Source organism: Peribacillus sp. SRI_006 (genome assembly GCF_057586375.1).
The window spans coordinates 1-18,338 of the sequence record NZ_JBYCZT010000016.1; the positions used below are offsets into that span (position 1 = coordinate 1).

Consider the following 18,338-nt stretch of genomic DNA (forward strand, 5'->3'; position numbering starts at 1 on the left):
TTTGTAGTTTTTTTCAACTAATTCATCGTAACATAACGTTGAATAGTTGTCAACTTCTACGAAGTATTTCTTTTTTAAAATCGCTCATTAATTAGGCGACTTCATTATCATACTGCTATTTTTCTTTAGTGTCAACATTTAATCCGTAAAATAAGAATCTCTAATAACACTTTCCTCTTGAAACCATCTTGTTAATGAATACAAAAAAAAAACCCTACGTGTTTCATCTTTAAATTAATCAACTGGGACGCACTAAAATAATCGATGGATCATTCAATATGAATATAAAAGTTCGTACGAACAGACTATTGAGTGACACCACCAATTAACAACAGTTCCTAAATCGTAACCACTAGGGGTAAAAGGCTCATTCTTCCTAAGTATCCCCTCGTTCCCAATGACGATGGCAGCTTTATTGTACTCAATAGGATAGATCGTTGTAGGTTTCTGTTTTACAGAAGCATTTTCTTTTGTAACCAATCTTCAATTTCTACTGCTGGTAAAACAGCTAACAAATTAAGTTTTTTATTATACTTTTTAAAAATGGCAAGAAGTTGTTTTTCTTCTTTTTCAGTCACTTCTGTTGAGGGCAATTTTGTCTTCCGAATAAATAAGTTCAGCTTCAGGAGAAGTATGTATTGTTTCATCTTGAAGCATATGTCTTTGTTGTTTCTTATTACGTTCAAGATGCTTATAATAGGAGTGCTTCGCTATTTGACAAAGCCAAACTGACATTTTACATCACCATTATATCTATCAATGGATTTTACAGCTTGATAGAAGGTTTCTTGTGTTAGTTCTTCTGATAAATCTGAGTTGTGACAAAGATACATTAGATATTTAAAAACTTCTTCAGCATAATTGCTATAAATTTCATCTAGTTCTCCCAAGCCTTTTCCTCCTTTCGTCTATATATCCGATTCAGGTCAATTTTGTTACAAAAAATATTTTTTTTATTGGCAACAGAAAACCGCCAAACAAAATGGCGGCTAAAGCATTTAATTCAACATAACTAACCTCCCCGTTACTTTAATTGAAATGTTTCACAATATGTTCTCTTATACAAACAAGAATCTTTTTAATGTTTGTTTCCTTTAGCCTCTATTTGCACGTGTGAAATGAACAAAGCAGCATAAGACATACATATTAGAGTGAACTATGTAAGCTGATTTTCATAATACATTCCATTTTCCTTCTTTTATTGAATATTTCAACTGATTACATTCCTTGCAAAAACAAGAATAAGAAGAGGGGCAGGACACAAACTATGCTAAAAAGGAGAGTGTATATCATGGATGAAAAGGGTTTAAAACAGAACGCTAGTAATACTTTACGTACGAATAAAAAGAAAACTTTAAAAATAATAGCAAGTGTTGATGAGTTGAAAAAAGAGCATGAACCAGAGTATGTCTTTTTATATTGGGATGAATTGAGATAAGTATCTTAAGAAGAGAAATTGAAATGGATATTGGATAGAATAATACCAAAATAAAGAAATTCTCCTTATTGAGAATTTCTTTCAATCCAGTAGGATATTCAAGTAATGTACCCGTTAGTTGAACAAGATTTTGACAAGTGTATAAGTCTTATCTTTCAGACTTCTTTTTAAAAACAAAGAAAATCAATAAACAAATGACCAAATATATTAATGCTTGAACAGTTGAATTTTCACTAAGAAAATTGTGAATGCCATTGGCACGAAGTATGGAACGAATAACAACGGAAGGAATTGCAGCGATAAATATAGAAATAAAGACTCTTTGCCCATGAAATTTCACTCACTTTTGGTATTTAATCTTAAATGTTTTAAAACATAGGTCGTAAAAGGTATTCAAATTCCTCCACCTAGATAACCAATAACCAATACACAATCCAATCATCTATTCCAGTTCCATAAGTTTTTGGTATTAAAGTATTTAACGCTTTTATTACCTCTTTTTTATCCTTAATCGATGTTTTCTCTAATTGACTTAACACAGGACATTCTTTAGGTTGTGCGTACCCTTGAATTGAACAAAAAAACAACATCGGAATGTTAACAATCAATATATTTAGCCTTTTCATAAAACTCAACTCAAAATTTATCTTTCCTAATTTTAAGAAAAATAGTCCAGTATTTGAGGTTTAATAGCTCAATTGTTATTCAACTAATCTGCCCCGATAGTTGCATAAAGAAAAAGCCACCTTAAAGACAGCTCCGAACTTCAACTATAGCACCCGTTAGTGAAGCATTAATCCTTAGTAAAACTTCAATGCTTTATTCTTTCTTTTTCCAAGACATTAAATCAGAAAATGCCAATCCGAATGATACACCCAAAGGAATACCTAAATCCCAAACATCCATTTCCGAACGTCTAAAAAAATAAGAAAGAAGATAGTTCAAAGCATTTAAAGAAATAAACCAAATAATAAACGTAAAAAACCTTTTTCTTATTTGAATCCAATTTAACTTCCTTGTATTCGCAATAACTAAAAAGAGGGAGAACAAACTTAACGCAATTGCTGAAGGTGAAGAGGATCCTGAAAAACTAGCAAACTTTGCTCGACGCACAATGAAAAAGAAGAAAGATGAACTAGAACTCGCCCTTAAAGGTTATATCAATTCGCATCAACGCCTCATGTTAAAAACCATTTTAAAGCATATTGATTTTTTAACAGAACAAATCGAGATGCTCGACCAAGAGGTCGAGGAAAGAGTAAGCTCATATCAAGAAGATGTGGAACGATTAGACTCTATTCCTGGTATAGCTACAAGAATGGCTGAGCAAATTTTATCTGAAATTGGGACTGATATTAAGAAACAGTTTCCAAGTGCAGCTCATATGTGTTCTTGGGCAGGACTAGTTCCTGGGCATAACGAAAGTGCGGGGAAAAGAAAATCGGCTAAAACAAAAAAAGGAAACAAGTATTTGAGATCAGCATTAACAGAAGCAGCTCATTCTGTAAGAGGATCTAAAAATTATCTCGGAGCACTGTATAGGCGTACAGCATCTCGAAAAGGTAAGAAACGAGCAGGAATAGTAGTCGCTCATGCCATGTTACGTATCTCCTATTTATCTCTTAACTCGAAAAGAAATGTATGTAGACTTAGGCGAAGACTACTTTGATAAACAGAGACAACAATCAATTTTTCGGCATTCTCTAAGAAGACTTGAAAGTTTAGGATACACAGTTACATTACAAGAACCTGAAGAATCTTAATCCAATCCACTTACCTACAATAAATCAGTAAATTAGGCGCTCTCCCCTTTTTAAAAAAACAATGAGCTGCGTCTTCTTAAGTATTGCCTTTTCCCCTAAATTCCAGAAGTCTATTTTCATGGTAGTTCCGTAAGAAAAAGGTTGCCGCAGCAACCTATTATGTTCGTCTGTTGGTTCAAGCCGTTTAACTGGAACATGGTGAATAGTGTTTACCTTATTAGAAGGAATATGCGGTCCACCGGCTACATAGCCGGTGGCGTTTTCATTATGTAAAACAATTAGTTTTTTCCAATGCCGAATACTGTACCTTCCTTAAAAATCAAATGACAGTTCAGGCATGAATTGATTCATATGTTTTTGGATTTCGTTATATTTGTCAGACTGATCACTCAAGGCATTCATTGGAATGATCTCATATGGCCGGTTTACCCAGGTTGGCAGGAATTTAGGATTTTGCAGTTCGATTTTCACATCATCCCCGGTTTGGATTTTCCTTACGCCAATTTGCATAATACCGCCGATGTCTTTGTAATCCCCCTGCTGGCCGGATAGGAAATTCCCAAGCGAATAAGCAACAAATGCCCGTTCGCCGTTTGGTTTTGTAAGCCATGAAACAGGCTGCAAAACGTGTGGGTGGTGGCCAATAATAATATCAGCACCTGCATTAACTGTCGTTTGAGCAAGCAGCTTTTGTTCATCATTAGGCAACCGTTCATACTCTTTGCCGAAGTGCAGACTGACCACAACGACATCTGAAACTTTCTCTGCTTCTTTAACTTCCGTCTGGATTCTCGTGGTATCAATTAAATTCACAAGATGGGGCTTCCCCGCAGGAACAGGAATCCCGTTCGTTCCATACGTATAGCTGAGAAACGAAAAGGTAATATCGTTTCTTTTTAATATTCGAATGATCTTCTGGTCTTCAGGAGATTGATAAGCTCCTGTATATGGCATCCCAATACTGTTCCAGTGGTCAAGCGCATTCAAAATGGCCTTTTCTCCTCGGTCAAGTGTATGGTTATTGGCGATTGTCACGAGATCAACCCCGTTTGCCTTTAGAGCATCGCCCACCTCTACTGGTGAATTAAAGGAAGGATATGAGGAAAGCCCCATTTCTTTCCCGCCAATCATCGTTTCCTGATTGGCCACCGTAATATCCGTTTTCCCTAGATAGGGCTTCACAAATCGGAACATCGGATTAAAGTCATACGTGCCGTTTGACTTGCGAGCGGGTATATACACCCTATCGTGAATTAAAATATCTCCTACAGCGCCTATGGTTGCTGAAGTTACTTTTTGTTTCGGAACAGGTGTTAGAGCTTGAGATGAAGCGTTGTCGGGTTTAAGTTTCTTTTTATTTTCTGCCTTTGTTTCCGAGACTTTTGGTTCCTCTTGAAATTGACCTTTTACAAATGGTGCAAGAATCCATAACAAACACATAAATGTAGCTAGAAACACTAGTATTCTTTTCATGACAAATGCTACCTCCTACTATTATAGTAGGGTGTTTTTAGGAAATAACAACAAAAATATCTATTTGATATTTAAAATGAACACATCATTCGTTTGAAACAGAGTACGAAATAATAAAAGTTAGACATATCGTGTGTTGCTATATCAGATGTGCTTGCTATCTCCGGCTATTCCATCATATTTATCCATTTTCCCGTTATTAGTTCAAGCTCTACTTTCTTTTACAGGGACAGCCATTGATATACCCTTTCTAGCTAAACTAATAAATTCAGCCACTCTATTTTTCCATAAATCATGTCGGAAGTTAGGGTTAAACGATAGAAATATCCCCCTATTTTTTGCAAATTCAATTGCCTTTAAATAAGTTGTTTTAAAAGGGTTTTCAGAAATGCAGTTGCAGATCTAAAGTGAATGATCTTTGCACCGATGCGATGTGCCTTTTATCACAAAAACCACCACAACTTATATGGAGGTTGTGATAGTTTTAGTTAATTTTAGAATTAGTGCGAAAATTTATAAATAAATGAAAAGCAATTAGAGCTTATTTTCACTGGGGATTAGTAGGTTCTGAGTAAAACTCAACAAGATCCCCTCTTGCTAATATTTGATAATATTCGATAGGTCTTTCGAAAGAATCATAAGTGGTGCCTTCTATTGAAAGGCAAGGGTTTTCATTTCCTATTTTGAGTAATTTACTTTCAATCGGATCCGACAAAGATATTCGCATATACTGTTTTTGCTTTGCCAATTTTAATCCGTAAAATTCATCTAATACATTGTACAAGGATACCTTGGTAGATATATACTCTTCTATTTGTGAGCAAAATTTGTGCGGTATTTGACTTAATTCTATAGCAACAGGGATATTATCAACGATTCTTAATCTTTTTAAAGAAAAAATCTCTTCCCCCGTAGAGATATTTAATTTACTAGCCAGAAATTCATCTGCTGTCTCTATTTTTGCAAATATTGTCTCGGTAGAGGGCTTTAAACCTTTATCTTCCATCCCTTTTGTAAAACTATTTACAGTAATAAAGTTCCATTGAATTTTACGATTCGAAATGAACGTACCTACCCCCACTCTTCGTTCAACAAACCCTTCTCTTTCCAAGGTAGAAAGCGCGTGTCGAGCTGTCATTCTACTTATTTTGAACTTTTCAGCTAACACTCGCTCTGAAGGTATCTTGTCACCATACTTAAGGTTCCCAGTTTTAATTTCCTCTATAAACATTGTTTTTAGTTTTTGATAATAAGGAATTCCATCAATTTCTTTTTCCATATTCTACATCATCCTTAATTTATTTCGATTTATACACGCACACTTCATAACAATTTAATGTGTACCTTTTAATATGTTATAAAATCATATTTTCTTGTTATACATAAATTTATTAACTTTTATAATAAGGATTCAATAATTTCAATCAATAACCCTTCAAAATGAATAATAAAACTCTGTTTGGAACGTTAGATTTGTGTAAACAATCTATTGATTGTACGTATAAAATACAATAAGAGGCGGACTCAAATATAAAAGTTCCCGCCCCTTATAGTTTAAATGCCCATTTAAAAGATCATACCAAGTCTTTGGAAAGGTTAGTTTTTTTACTTAATCCATATCCAAATGCACCATAACTTTCACAGTTTTTTGCGGCTGCTATTGCTGCCTTGTTCAATGCTTCAGTGACATTATGATGTTGGTGATAATGTACCAAAAACATGGAAATGAAGGAATCACCTGCTCCCAGGGTGTCTATCACTTTAGCTTCCACAATAGGTTGCTTATACACTTGGTCATCCACCAAAAATAAAGCACCTTTTTCTCCTCTTGTAACTCCAATGATTTTAGTTCCTAAATTTTTTGCGTAATGCATTAATTCAATACACTGTGAGTCGTTTAATTCACTTCCTGAAAAAAAACCATAATCAAGATACGGGCAAACCTCTTTAAGATATGTTTCTTCATGTCTTGAAGAAAAATCAAAAGAAATGGATATTTTTTTCGATAGCTTATGTAAATCTTGTTCTATATGGCTATACAAGCTTGTATGCATAAGATCATGAGTTGAAATATAGTTAAGATCGTTTTCATCAAAATTTAATTTTATTAGGCCTTGTACCCCTCCATTATTTGATCCGACAAACGTGCGGTCGTTATTTTCGTTAAGAGAGATAACCGATTCCCCATTTGGTCCATATGCTTTTCTAATTCTAGAGATATCAACACCTTCAGCTTTCAAGCTATTTACAATATGCTCAGCCGCTAAATCGTTTCCGATAACTCCAATATATGAGCTTTGTTCCACCCCATACCTTTTACATAAAACAGCTATATTTAGAGCGTTTCCGCCTGGATAAATTTCACCACGGTCTTGATAATAATCAACTACATTGTCCCCTACCCCTACGATCTTCATTTCCCTTCACCTCAACATCTACATTTCATCTAATAAGTAATTCCAATGAAAGTGAAGAATCTATTATTTAATTTAAAGTTATCTTACTTTTCCTAACTCTATAATCAATCTAAAAGACCCTTTTATCTTCAAGTTTATTTTCAGTATCAAACGGCATTTCTTGATATAGTACTCAAAAATTTTCTGATGCGTTCATTTCCATTCGTAGAGTGAAAGAACCTTTCTGGTGGAGCATCTTGAACAATTACTCCCTGATCAATAAATATGACACGGTCACCTACTTCACGAGCAAAGCCCATTTCATGTGTGACTACTGCCATTGTCATGCCCTCCAATGCTAATTCCTTCATTACTATAAGAACTTCACCCACTAATTCAGGATCTAGAGCGGAAGTTGGTTCATCAAAAAGCAACATTTTAGGCTTCATTGCCAACGCTCTAGCAATGGCAATTCGTTGTTGCTGCCCACCGGAAAGAGAATGTGGAAACTGGTCGCGTTTATCTAGCAAGCCGACTTTCTTTAATAGATATTCTGCTTCCTGAATCGCTTTCTCTTTTTTGATTTTTCTTACATGGATAGGCCCTTCAATAATGTTCTCAAGTACAGTTTTGTGTGCGAATAAATGAAAACCTTGAAATACCATTCCAATTTCAGCTCGAGATTTACTTAATTCCTTTTCATTTCGTGAAATAGGCTTTCCATTTATGTCTTTATAGAGAATGGACTCACCTTCTAGCTTAATATCTCCTTCGGTTGGATACTCAAGAGCATTCATCATTCTCAAAAGCGTACTCTTTCCACTGCCACTCGGTCCAACGATAACGACTACTTCACCTTTTCTTACTGATAGGTCAATCCCATTAATAACCTGCTTTTCATTAAAGGATTTTTTAAGATTGGTTAATTGTAACATTATTTTTATTACCTCGCTTTTCTAGATAATCTACAAGAATGGCAAGTGGATAATGTAAAACCCAATAAATGATCGCAATCATCGTGAATATCTGTATGTTTTGATATGTTGATGAGGCTAACAAATTTCCTTCATGCATTAACTCTGTCACAGTAATGACTGCTGCTAATGAAGAGTTTTTAATCAATACAATAGCTGAATTTCCGATGGCAGGAATCACATTTCGAATGGCTTGGGGGAGGACAATCCTACGCATCGAAAGAGAGTAATTCATTCCAATTGCCTTTGCTGCTTCCATTTGCCCCTTAGGAATTGATTTAATACCTGCTCGAAATGTTTCAGCTAAGTAGGCGCTTTCATTAATAGAAAGTGCCACAATAGCTGCTTGGAAAGCACTTAATGAAAGCCCCAAATCCGGGAAAACAAAGTAAACATACATCATTTGTACTAAGAGGGGCGTTCCTCTTACTATGCTGATATAAATACCACATACTTTATTTATAAATTTATTAGGTGTTATTTTACCAAGAGCAACTGCTAGACCAATAATAAGAGAGAGAATCAAGGATATTACGGTTAATTCAATAGTAATAATGGTACCTTCTAGAAATCTGGGTGCAAATTCTTTAGCATTTGAGAAAAAATCGTTCATCTACAGTCCCCTCCCTCTTCATTAATTATAGTCCCACTCCACACCCCATTTTTTATAAATATCTTTAAGGGTGCCATCTTCTTTCATTTCTTGAATGGCTTTATTGAATTTTTTTAATAGTTCAGGGTGATCTTTTGAAACACCTATTCCAACTTCCCCAGTGAGAGAAGGAACATATCCCTCAACAATTCGATACTTCATATCAGGATTCTTAGCTTTAAAATAACTAAAAGTAGGGGCATCTGCCAACGCTGCATCTATACGATTTGTTTGAATATCTTTTAGCAGATCGGATAGCGTTTGGTAAGTCTTTACTTCTATATTTAATGATTTATTTTCTTTTTCTAGCATGTCTTTGAATGAGGTGCCCATTTGAACACCGATTACTTTACCCTTTAAGTCTTTAAGAGATTTAGTTTTTGTATCACCTTCCGGTACAATAAGGCCTTCACCAAAACCAAAAACAGGATCTGTAAAGCTAATTTGTTTTTTTCTTACGTCAGTAATATACATAGCATCGGCAATAACATCTGCCTTACCTGATTTCAATGAAGGAATAAGCGAATTCCATTCTCCGGTTGATATCTGAACTTTCACATCTGATCTCTTAGCTAGTTCATTAACGATTTCAATAATAAAACCTTCAATTTCATTAGTTTTTGGATTTGTAGCATTAAATGGATATCCTCCAGCTGTAGTTATTACTTTAATTTCCTTATTCTTTGTTGAAGCTTCCCCACTTGTTGATGTGTTTTTGCCACATCCCACTACCCCAATAAGTAAAATGAGAGTCACACAAGCTATAAAAATTCTTTTCATTAAAAGCTCCCCCTATATTAAAGATTTTCCTACATTTTGACTTCATATGACCTGAAATCAATATTGTTAGATAATATTGAAAATTCAAGAAATAATAAAGATAGGCCTATCATACCACAGAAAAAACAAAATGGTATATACCAAATGAAATTTTATCTAGCCTACCACTTCAGCTTAAACTTCCCAAACGTTTTCTTGGTTGGTAATGATAAAATAACAGCTCCTGGATCAATACTCTTTACTGCATGTGTTACTTCCATCCACTCCAATTCAATAATCAAACATAGCAATACCGTTTTTTTCTTTTCACTGTATACACTTATGTCCTTCCATGAATTCACTTCTCTGTTTAACTTTGCTGTCAACAATGAAGCTAGTTCTTCCCCCTCGTTTGTAACAATAATTATCACATTTTTCTCTGCAATATTTAGAATGGCATCATATGTTTTAGTCCCCACGAAAAACGATAGGATTGTATACATAGCTAACTGAATATCGAAAATCAGAGCGGAGATCGTTACAATGGAAGCGCTAAAAATTAATCCAGATTTCCCTATAGAAAAATTCGTGTATTTCGCTATAACACGGGAAAGTATATCTAGCCCTCCCACTGACCCTCCCAGACGAAGAATAACGGCTGCTCCACTCCCCGAAATAATCGCTCCGTAAATACAACACAATAATATATCTTTAGTCCATATTAAGCGGACTGGAATCCAGTCTAAAAAAAGAGAGGATACTATGACCGAAAATAGAGTATAAATTATAAATTTTTTACCAACATGAATATAGCCTAAAAACAGTAATGGGATATTATAAACAAAATATTGTATTCCCATTGGCCATTCAAATAGATGATAAAAAATTGCACAAACGCCGCCTAGTCCTCCTGCTAATAAACTGGAAGGAGTTAGCAGGCAATTGGTTCCAAATGCAAATAGGAAACAACCTAATGTAATTCCTGATAGTTCATAAGTAATTTGATACTTACGAGCCACATTAAAACATCCTTTCAACTCTCTCACGGAGAACCTTCTGTTGACTTCCCATTATCACTAACTTAATTATGATCCAGGTCTAATGAATGGATGTTAAAAGGAAAATTATTTTACCATCAATACTTTTCCAAAAACTTTCTTTCATCAGACGCATCTATTCATACGCTTAAAATCTCAAATTCCCAGAAAAGTATTGACGTATGTAGTAATTAACTTGCTTGTTAATCACTACAACATGTGGCTTAGAAGCCTTACTTGAGGAGAATGATTACTACCTGTATCCTCCTCAAGTTTAACTATTTCTTAATATGCTACAGTACGATAATACCTTCTCTTATCTAATGAATGATTCCGTTTATCTTCAAGGTGAACGCTTACTCGTTGTAGTAAACTTCCTAAAACTAGCGGAGGGAAATATTGGCGGAATTCTGGACTAATTCCTTCAAGCACATAATCTTTTGTATCAAAAATCGTAAGCTTATCAGTATATTTCTCAGCAAATCGCTCGACTCTATCTGCTAAAGGTCTAGTTGCATCTTCCCCTTTTAACAAAATGATACTAGTGTCTCTTTCAACCAACTCAATCGTTCCGTGGAAGAATTCTGCTGCGTGGACGGATTTTGTACGAATCCATTGCATCTCTTCCAATACGCACATACTATATGCATAGGTTCGTCCCCAAGCTGTTCCCGATCCAATTAACATATGGTAATCTTCATCTTTATATTTAGTTGCGAATTCTTTAGCCTTTTCTTCCGCCTGTTCTTTTACTGAAATTAAATTTTCAGGCATTTTTTCTAACTCTGATACAAATTGTTCGTACTTCGCGAATTCCCCATTATTATGCATAAGCCTAAAGATAACCATATACATTTGAAGGTTTATTGAATCTGCAGCATAATCATTTTCCGCATAGTTAGCGATTGGATAGTCTACGATGTTGGCCAATGGCGTTCCCATTTCTCCTACTAAACCAATCGTAGTGGCTCCTCTTTCCTTACAATATTTTGCTGCTTCAACAGTTTCCTCTGTCGTGCCTGATAGAGAAGAGAGAATAACAACTGAGTTTTCATTAAATTGTTTATGGCTTTGTAACATAAACTCAGAAGCAATTTCGGCATAGGCAGGAATAGTTGATGTGGAATTCCATATATATTCAAATGGATACATAATAGCAATTGAACCACCGGATCCAATAAGGAAAAGATTCTTAAATTCTTTTTTTGAAACTTCATCCATCTTCTTCTCTATTCCTTCTCTTAATAAAACTGCTCCATTTGTTACTTTTAAATAGTTCTGGTGATTAAACTTTAGCATTTAGCACTCTCCCTTATAATTTGTAATGGATTAAGTAAACTTTTGAATGGTATATACCATTAGATAGAAAAAACATAAATGGTATATACCATTTATGTTTTAAATTATAGCATGCAAATTTCTAAGTATCAATATAAAAATTATAAAATTCTGAATATTTAAAGCGGTCGGTGGTGAAGGTTTATCAATTATCTGCAATGTAAAAAAGGAATCATATTCCCTTGTCTTAATTTATCACCGAACTATCTATAAATAATAAAATCCTGTATACAAATTAAGATATTGTTCTGCTTTTTAATACCCGCATACCAATCGTCCCTTAGCATTGGTTGCTTTTTACATTTTTCGAACCAATTTCCCGAAATCTTTTATTATCTTCAATTTCACTTTTCCAATCACCATTCTTCATGCTCCATCATATAATACCTCAAAGGAAAACCGGGGGTATCAACATGCAAGACAATCAACATGGATCGCAAATGACTGAGGTTGAAAAGTTTGATGAATGGGTAAAAAGTTTTTTTCTGGATCCGGAAACTTGTGCGTTGGATCATCAACTTTTTTCAATTGATATATACGAAAGTGACGATGAGTATATGGTGGAAGCGGTTTTGGAAGATCATGATGTAAAAGATATTAAAGTATGCCTAAGTGATAATGAGCTATCGATCATCGTTGACGATACTCATAAGCCATTTCTTGAAAAAAAAGAAGATAAGCTACCCACACAGAGAAAGATCCCTTTCCCCTTTTCGATTTGCTCACGAAGAATTACCGCTGAATTCTCGAATCCGATTTTGGTGATTCGCATCCATAAGTTTTCCCCCGGAAAAACAGCTGAAGATATTAACATTGAGTAGTCTGTTCATAAAAAAATAAAAAGAATGGTTAAGGGGAACCTCCCCTTGGCCATTCTTTTTTCTTGATTAACCAGCAAAATAAAAGGACGTCCGACTTCCTTTTTGTGTCGAAATGACTTGAAGCTGGGCATCGATTCTTTCTTTCAATTCCGGGACATGGGATATTATCCCGACCAATCTCCCGGTGCTTTGTATATCCATTAATGCTTCAATTGCATGATCAAGAGATTCAGGGTCGAGCGTACCGAAACCTTCATCGATGAACATCGTTTCAAGTGAAATTCCGCCAGCATTCTGCTGGACAACATCTGCAAGACCCAAGGCAAGTGCAAGGGAAGCCTTAAAGCTCTCTCCTCCCGAAAGGGTTTTGACATGCCTCTCTTGTCCTGTATATTGATCATACACAGATAACTCCAGACCGCTCTGGATATTCCTTCGTGTTGGATCAAGCTTTCGCAATAACTGATATCTTCCGCTTGTCATTTTCAGCAGCCTTGAATTGGCTTCTTTTAAGATATCATCTAAAAAGGCTGCCAGTACATAACGTTCAAAAGTTATTTTAAAGGAGTTTTGACCTTTGGAAATCTCAGACAGATGACCGACGATACTGTACCTTTCATCCAAACTTTTCTGTTCTTCCCTAATTTGCGCCAATTTCCTTTGGATTTCTTCGTTAGTCCGTTTTTCAGCCTGCAACTCATTCTGTTTTTGGCGTAATGACTCCAATTCTTCATCTATGAAATCAAATGTCTTTTTCAATCCTTCAAGATCCGGTTTGGTCACATCTTTTAATTTCATTTCTAAATCATGAAACAGACTTAAAACACTTTGCCAATTTTGATTATACTGCTGAACTTGGTCCTCCAAATTTCCAAGAGCTGCTTCCGATATTTTTGCTGCCGTATATTCTTTATAATTGGAAAAACCTTGATTGGTCATATCCGCAATTAACTTTTCCCGCTCCTCTTTCAATTCTGTATTTAAAGCCTCGATATTTCCACTTAGGGATTCTTTTTTCGCACTGATGGCCGATTCTCTTTCCTTCACCAGTTGAAGGTTTTTTTGTGCATCTTCCAAGGCCGATTGTAAGCGTTTCTGCGTATTTACAGCCATTAGATAAGCTGCATTATATTCTTCCTCTGTCCGTATTCCGTCTGGCAGGGAATCGGTTAATCCTGTTAGTTTTGTAGAGTTTTCAATATACCTGGTTTTTTCTTGGTCCTCTTTTCTCTCTAAAGAGATCAGATTTTCCTTTAGCTCGGATGCTTTCTCTTTTAAATCCAGCAACCTTTTTTCCAGATCATTTAATACTGACTTTTTCCGCATCAATTCTTTTAGCTGTTCTTGCAGCACTTTTCCTTTTTGTACAAACTGCAGCAAATGCTGATTAATATCTTCATTCCTAAACTCCGGCATGTCATTTTGTAAGTCACTTAGCTTCTCTTGTGAAGACTCTAACAGTGCGTCATATTTGGATTTCGCTTGATAATATTCACTTTCAGCTTGGCTTTTTTGTTGTTCCGCCGTTTTCAGCTTGTTTTCTTGCTCTTTCAGTTCAAAATCCGTCGGCATATGCTCATGCATCTGTGCTGGTTTTGGATGACTTTGTGAACCGCACACAGGACAATTTTCTCCAGAGTGCAGCATGGAAGCAAGCATACCCGCTTGGCCTGATCGCCAGTTTCTGTTCAGGGTTTCCAGTTTTTCCTTCTCCTGAATTTGTATTCTTTGTAACTCCTGGAACCGATTATTCTTTTCATCCAGCACTCGTTTCGTATTCTGGATTTCATAAAGAACTTCTTGAAGCTTTTTAATTTTCGATAAAGCTGAATGATTTCTTTCTGCTTCAATTTCCTGATCACGATAAAGAACAGCCGCTTTTTCCGCTTCTGTTTTTTCTTGAGCGACTTTCTCAGCTTCCGCTTCGACCGACAAATGTTCCGAAACAGTTTTTTCACGAAGTCGTTTACAAGTTTGCCACTCTTTTTCATCTAAGGTAACCTGTGCTTTTAAGCTTGCAAAAGTCATGACAGCCTCTTTTACCTGCTCAAGCTGATGAACAGCTCGGACTGCCCGCTCTCTTTCGCTTCCCTTCAACATTTCCTTATCATAGCAATCCTGCTTCTCAATGCGCTCAGTTCGTAACTTCTCGGACTGCTCGCTTAACTTTTGAAGTTCGGCATTCGCATCTTGCACTTGTTTGCCAATTCGCAAATAGTATTGTTCCTGCTTTTCAAGTGAAGCCGCTTTGTGTGCCATTTTCATTTGGACTTTCACTTGTTCCATTTCTGGCAGCTTTGCTTCAAGGGCCTCTTTTTCTTTTCGAAGTTTTTCTTTTTCCGAAAATCTATTTAATAAATCGACAGCTTTTGAAAGCTCTTGATTTACTTGATCACGAGCTTTTTGCTTTTCCTGTATTTGGTTATTTATATATTCATTTTTTTCTGTTGCTTGCACAATGACTTCCTGTAACAACGGTAAAACCTGCTGTTCATTAGGCTCTTCCCCTTGCAATTGCGCCTGCAGCTCTTCATTATTTCCAGGATGGATGCCTTTCATCAATTCAATTCGCCGCTGAGCACTTTTTTCGCTTTGCTTTCTTAGGATGGAAGCCTCTTCTTTTAATTTTTCTTCTATTCGTTTATAAAGTTCAGTATGAAATAATTTCTGGAGAATCTGTTCTTTATCCTTGCTGTCGGAAGTTAACAGTTTTCGGAATTCATTTTGTGGAATCATCAGGATTTGCCGGAATTGGTTCGCATCAAGTCCAATGAGTACTTTAATTTTTTCTTCAACTTCCCTTACATTCGCACCCAGCAATTTTTTTCCTTCAGGCAATACCTCATATAATTCAGCCTTTGCTCCAACCGTAGTTGTTCCTTCACCTGCTTTTTTCTTCCGTTCCTGCTGTGGCGACCGGGTCACCAAATACGTTTTTCCACGCAGGATAAATTGTAATGATACTTCAGTCAACAGATCATCTTCGGCAAACTGACTTCGTAAATCTTGCCCGCTCCGATCTTCACCGCTGGCTTTTCCATATATCGCAAAACTAATCCCATCAAATATCGTTGTTTTCCCTGCGCCTGTCTTTCCAGAGATGACAAACATGGTCCGTTCCCCAAGGGAATTAAAGTCAATGGTTTCCCTTCCTGCATATGGTCCGAATGCCTGCATCGTTAAAATATCCGGTCTCATTTCAAAGCCTCCTCTTTCTTAACAGCTTCAATTACCGAAACCATCAAATCCTGCTTTTGTGAATCAAAGTCCCTATCTGTCATTTCTTGATAAAACGTTTCAAACAGGTCCAATTCTGATTTCCGTTCATCTTTTACAGAAGTGAAGGAATTTTTCCTCCTAAGGTCGGTCAAATCCCACTTTCGCTCCAGATGAAGTACGTTCGGATAAATCTGACGCAAGCGGTTAATAGGATCGATGAGTGCCCCCTCATCATTTAGTGTTATTTTCAAATAGTCATCCCTTTTTTGCGATTGATAGAAAGCGGGATCAAGCAACTCTTCCATAACCCCGGATATTTCCCTCATATCGAACTTGGGTGCCAAAGAACGATAACGAATATCAAAGCTTCCATCTTCTTGCATATCGACGATGGAAAGCGATTTATTCTGCTTGGCCTCGGAAAAAGAATATTTTAATAGTGATCCAGAGTAAAACACCTTAGGATGACGTATCGCGTCTGGACTATGTAAATGCCCAAGTGCCGTATAATCGAATGCATCGAATAAGTCGGATGAGACACAGCCAGAACCACCTACCGACAAGACCCTTTCCGAATCGCTCGTTTTACCGCCTAATACAAAAGCATGTCCTACAAAGACATTCGGCTCATCACTATTGAAATTCTCGGCTATCGTTCCGGTTATCCGCTTCATTGCCTCTTGATGGGAATGGATACTATCATCTTCAAAAAGATGGCGGACCGTCCCAGGTTCTGCATAAGGAACACAATAAAAGTTCACGCCCTTGATGCGAACCGGCTCACATGTTTTTGTCAATTTCCCATGAATGTATAACTGGCTATGACGATACCATGATGAACCGAATGCGAGTCTTTCCGCAGAATCATGATTTCCCGATATCGCAACGATCGGAGTATTCATTTTCACATTAATCGTATAAAGGATTTCATCAAGAAGCTCCACCGCTTCAGTCGGCGGAACGGAACGATCATATAAATCACCGGCAATCACAACCGCATCCGGTTTTTCCTCTTCGACAATTTCTATGAATTGCAAGAGTGCATGCCTTTGGTCATCTGTCATATGTACCCCGTGAACGATTTTACCTAAATGCCAATCAGCCGTATGGATAAATTTCATAGTTTCACTCCGTCCTAAATTTTACTTACTATTATTATATCAAAAATTTAACGAATAGCATGGTTTGGGTACAAACGTTCTAATTTTTACCACACAGCTCCTTTTCATGATTCAAAATGAAAAAAGCAGACCCCAAATGAGTCTGCTTCTGAATGTAGACAAACACGATGAAAATCGAGTTTGTCTACATTTTTTTTGCTTGTACAAATTTTGACGTTGATTTCCACTTCAGGCACTCGCTCCAATCAACTATGTTTAAAAATTTGGATAGAACTCCTTTTGCCTACAGTCTTTTTTGTTTTAAAATAAATCTATTAAAACTTGAGGTGATGAGGATGCTTTCGAAACATCATTCTATTCAACGAGAACAACTTGAAATGATTACTTTTGATCAACTGGTGCCGCCGAGCCATTTGGTTCGTAAAATGGAGGCTTCCATTGACTTCATTTTCATTTATGACTTGGTGAAAGATATGTATTCAGAGGTATGACGCCGAAGTAATGATCCAGTTATTTTAGTTAAACTGACATTCATTCAATATACCTTCGCTATTAGTTCCATACGACGATTAAGTGTGTATTCGCGGATGCAAAAGAAAAGCAAGGTATGCGTTGGACTACTTTAAGGGGACTAAAAAAATTGTCGATGCAAGCGCTGCTTACTTTCACTGCCATTAATTTAAAGAAGATGGCCATGTGGACATGGCAAGGTCCTAAAATAGCATAACCTAGTGGCTCTAAGAGTCCAAATCTCTTAACCTTTGGTCAAAATTTCAAAGGGAATTTTAAAAGGGGTTCGAAATTTTTATTCTGAACGCCTTTTTCTACAAACTGAAGCAGACTCCAAATGAGTCTGCTTTTTTCATCATTAGCTGAATAAATGTTCATATGGAACCATATTCACCTTTCTTTCAGCTAATTTTTTTTGCAAAAATTTATGATCACGTTTTGGTGTGGCAATGATATAGCCGCGTATCACTAAATCTTCCGTAATATCGCCCGCTTTTTCCTTTAACGCCAACTCCCCGATTTTCCCTGCGATTTTATGTCGTGCAACATCACGAAAAAGTTCTGGCACAGGGCTCACTAAATCTTCCAGTAATTCCTTTTGCTGTTTTGACCATAAGTGCTTTGTTTGTTCCAAATAGTATTCTTCCCAATCCATATCGGATTTCCCATCTTCTTTTGGAAATCTTTTCAGAAACTTTCGAAACATGAAAAAGCCACCTATGCTCATCAATATAATTAAAAGGGCTACCCAAAATAGAATGAACCATAAAAACCATCCGCTAAGCAAAGTACCACCTCATATGTATAGAATGATCATCACTATTTATTATAGACAGT

Annotated in this window: 17 protein-coding genes and 1 pseudogene; 5 read left to right on the plus strand and 13 right to left on the minus strand. The window is 36.3% G+C overall.

Features of this window, described 5'->3' with window-relative positions; translation table 11 throughout:
• Positions 1-452 precede the first annotated feature (452 nt).
• Together AC2YHV_RS21505 and AC2YHV_RS21510 are read right to left on the minus strand one after the other, a co-directional pair.
• Entirely contained in the window at positions 453-593 is a 141-nt protein-coding gene (locus AC2YHV_RS21505; RefSeq protein ID WP_487374112.1) for a hypothetical protein, read from the minus strand.
• 117 nt (positions 594-710) lie between these two features.
• Positions 711-890, minus strand: coding sequence for an RNA polymerase sigma factor (locus AC2YHV_RS21510; RefSeq protein ID WP_487374113.1), 180 nt, complete (start codon positions 888-890; stop codon positions 711-713).
• A 401-nt stretch (positions 891-1,291) separates the two neighbouring features.
• On the opposite strand from AC2YHV_RS21510, the gene AC2YHV_RS21515 reads away from it, so the two are divergent.
• Positions 1,292-1,438 (plus strand): hypothetical protein, encoded by a 147-nt coding sequence (locus AC2YHV_RS21515; RefSeq protein ID WP_487374114.1) that lies wholly within the window; start codon positions 1,292-1,294, stop codon positions 1,436-1,438.
• 1,114 nt (positions 1,439-2,552) lie between these two features.
• On the plus strand, positions 2,553-3,107 hold the full coding sequence (locus tag AC2YHV_RS21520; RefSeq protein WP_487374115.1) for a transposase: 555 nt from the start codon (positions 2,553-2,555) through the stop codon (positions 3,105-3,107).
• Between the two features lie 406 nt (positions 3,108-3,513).
• On the opposite strand, the gene AC2YHV_RS21525 is transcribed toward AC2YHV_RS21520, so the two are convergent.
• From AC2YHV_RS21525 to AC2YHV_RS21560, 8 genes are all read right to left on the minus strand, one after another.
• The gene (locus tag AC2YHV_RS21525; RefSeq protein WP_487374116.1) at positions 3,514-4,674 is read right to left on the minus strand and encodes a CapA family protein; all 1,161 of its coding nucleotides are present in this window, start codon (positions 4,672-4,674) and stop codon (positions 3,514-3,516) included.
• 547 nt (positions 4,675-5,221) lie between these two features.
• On the minus strand, positions 5,222-5,953 hold the full coding sequence (locus tag AC2YHV_RS21530) for a GntR family transcriptional regulator (protein WP_268937583.1): 732 nt from the start codon (positions 5,951-5,953) through the stop codon (positions 5,222-5,224).
• A 295-nt stretch (positions 5,954-6,248) separates the two neighbouring features.
• Positions 6,249-7,091 carry a PfkB family carbohydrate kinase gene (locus AC2YHV_RS21535; RefSeq protein WP_413002537.1) on the minus strand — a complete coding sequence of 281 codons (843 nt, stop codon included), beginning with the start codon at positions 7,089-7,091 and terminating at the stop codon, positions 6,249-6,251.
• Between the two features lie 146 nt (positions 7,092-7,237).
• Positions 7,238-8,005, minus strand: a complete 768-nt coding sequence (locus tag AC2YHV_RS21540; RefSeq protein WP_268937581.1) for an amino acid ABC transporter ATP-binding protein — start codon at positions 8,003-8,005, stop codon at positions 7,238-7,240.
• Positions 7,983-8,657 carry an amino acid ABC transporter permease gene (locus AC2YHV_RS21545; RefSeq protein WP_268937580.1) on the minus strand — a complete coding sequence of 225 codons (675 nt, stop codon included), beginning with the start codon at positions 8,655-8,657 and terminating at the stop codon, positions 7,983-7,985. The genes AC2YHV_RS21540 and AC2YHV_RS21545 overlap by 23 nt, the downstream gene beginning before the upstream one ends.
• A 21-nt stretch (positions 8,658-8,678) precedes the next feature.
• Positions 8,679-9,476 carry a substrate-binding periplasmic protein gene (locus AC2YHV_RS21550; RefSeq protein WP_268937579.1) on the minus strand — a complete coding sequence of 266 codons (798 nt, stop codon included), beginning with the start codon at positions 9,474-9,476 and terminating at the stop codon, positions 8,679-8,681.
• Between the two features lie 161 nt (positions 9,477-9,637).
• The gene (locus tag AC2YHV_RS21555; RefSeq protein ID WP_487374117.1) at positions 9,638-10,501 is read right to left on the minus strand and encodes a YitT family protein; all 864 of its coding nucleotides are present in this window, start codon (positions 10,499-10,501) and stop codon (positions 9,638-9,640) included.
• A gap of 276 nt (positions 10,502-10,777) precedes the next feature.
• Positions 10,778-11,791 (minus strand): SIS domain-containing protein, encoded by a 1,014-nt coding sequence (locus AC2YHV_RS21560; protein ID WP_268937577.1) that lies wholly within the window; start codon positions 11,789-11,791, stop codon positions 10,778-10,780.
• Positions 11,792-12,243: 452 nt separating this feature from the next.
• Between AC2YHV_RS21560 and AC2YHV_RS21565 the strand changes: the two genes are divergently transcribed.
• On the plus strand, positions 12,244-12,651 hold the full coding sequence (locus AC2YHV_RS21565; protein ID WP_034312897.1) for an Hsp20/alpha crystallin family protein: 408 nt from the start codon (positions 12,244-12,246) through the stop codon (positions 12,649-12,651).
• 66 nt (positions 12,652-12,717) lie between these two features.
• On the opposite strand, the gene AC2YHV_RS21570 is transcribed toward AC2YHV_RS21565, so the two are convergent.
• Entirely contained in the window at positions 12,718-15,849 is a 3,132-nt protein-coding gene (locus tag AC2YHV_RS21570; RefSeq protein ID WP_487374118.1) for an AAA family ATPase, read from the minus strand.
• Complete coding sequence (locus AC2YHV_RS21575) at positions 15,846-16,991, minus strand: exonuclease SbcCD subunit D (RefSeq protein WP_095679709.1); 1,146 nt, start codon at positions 16,989-16,991, stop codon at positions 15,846-15,848. Before AC2YHV_RS21575 ends, AC2YHV_RS21570 begins: the two co-directional genes overlap by 4 nt.
• Positions 16,992-17,326: 335 nt before the next feature.
• Between AC2YHV_RS21575 and AC2YHV_RS21580 the strand changes: the two genes are divergently transcribed.
• Positions 17,327-17,482 (plus strand): hypothetical protein, encoded by a 156-nt coding sequence (locus AC2YHV_RS21580; RefSeq protein WP_170946974.1) that lies wholly within the window; start codon positions 17,327-17,329, stop codon positions 17,480-17,482.
• Between the two features lie 74 nt (positions 17,483-17,556).
• Positions 17,557-17,718 (plus strand): annotated as a pseudogene (locus tag AC2YHV_RS21585) (transposase); the annotation flags it as partial.
• Positions 17,719-17,859: 141 nt separating this feature from the next.
• Here the strand turns inward: AC2YHV_RS21585 and AC2YHV_RS21590 are convergent.
• Positions 17,860-18,288 carry a DUF2621 domain-containing protein gene (locus tag AC2YHV_RS21590; RefSeq protein WP_048685984.1) on the minus strand — a complete coding sequence of 143 codons (429 nt, stop codon included), beginning with the start codon at positions 18,286-18,288 and terminating at the stop codon, positions 17,860-17,862.
• Between the last annotated feature and the right edge of the window lie 50 nt (positions 18,289-18,338).

Excerpts from the sequence above, each read along its gene's own strand:
- AC2YHV_RS21515 (WP_487374114.1), top strand. The coding sequence starts at position 1,292 with ATGGATGAAAAGGGTTTAAAACAGAACGCTAGTAATACTTTACGTACG.
- AC2YHV_RS21520 (WP_487374115.1), top strand. The coding sequence starts at position 2,553 with ATGAAAAAGAAGAAAGATGAACTAGAACTCGCCCTTAAAGGTTATATC.
- AC2YHV_RS21525 (WP_487374116.1), bottom strand. The coding sequence starts at position 4,674 with ATGAAAAGAATACTAGTGTTTCTAGCTACATTTATGTGTTTGTTATGG.
- AC2YHV_RS21530 (WP_268937583.1), bottom strand. The coding sequence starts at position 5,953 with ATGGAAAAAGAAATTGATGGAATTCCTTATTATCAAAAACTAAAAACA.
- AC2YHV_RS21535 (WP_413002537.1), bottom strand. The coding sequence starts at position 7,091 with ATGAAGATCGTAGGGGTAGGGGACAATGTAGTTGATTATTATCAAGAC.
- AC2YHV_RS21540 (WP_268937581.1), bottom strand. The coding sequence starts at position 8,005 with ATGTTACAATTAACCAATCTTAAAAAATCCTTTAATGAAAAGCAGGTT.
- AC2YHV_RS21545 (WP_268937580.1), bottom strand. The coding sequence starts at position 8,657 with ATGAACGATTTTTTCTCAAATGCTAAAGAATTTGCACCCAGATTTCTA.
- AC2YHV_RS21550 (WP_268937579.1), bottom strand. The coding sequence starts at position 9,476 with ATGAAAAGAATTTTTATAGCTTGTGTGACTCTCATTTTACTTATTGGG.
- AC2YHV_RS21560 (WP_268937577.1), bottom strand. The coding sequence starts at position 11,791 with ATGCTAAAGTTTAATCACCAGAACTATTTAAAAGTAACAAATGGAGCA.
- AC2YHV_RS21565 (WP_034312897.1), top strand. The coding sequence starts at position 12,244 with ATGCAAGACAATCAACATGGATCGCAAATGACTGAGGTTGAAAAGTTT.
- AC2YHV_RS21570 (WP_487374118.1), bottom strand. The coding sequence starts at position 15,849 with ATGAGACCGGATATTTTAACGATGCAGGCATTCGGACCATATGCAGGA.
- AC2YHV_RS21575 (WP_095679709.1), bottom strand. The coding sequence starts at position 16,991 with ATGAAATTTATCCATACGGCTGATTGGCATTTAGGTAAAATCGTTCAC.
- AC2YHV_RS21580 (WP_170946974.1), top strand. The coding sequence starts at position 17,327 with ATGCTTTCGAAACATCATTCTATTCAACGAGAACAACTTGAAATGATT.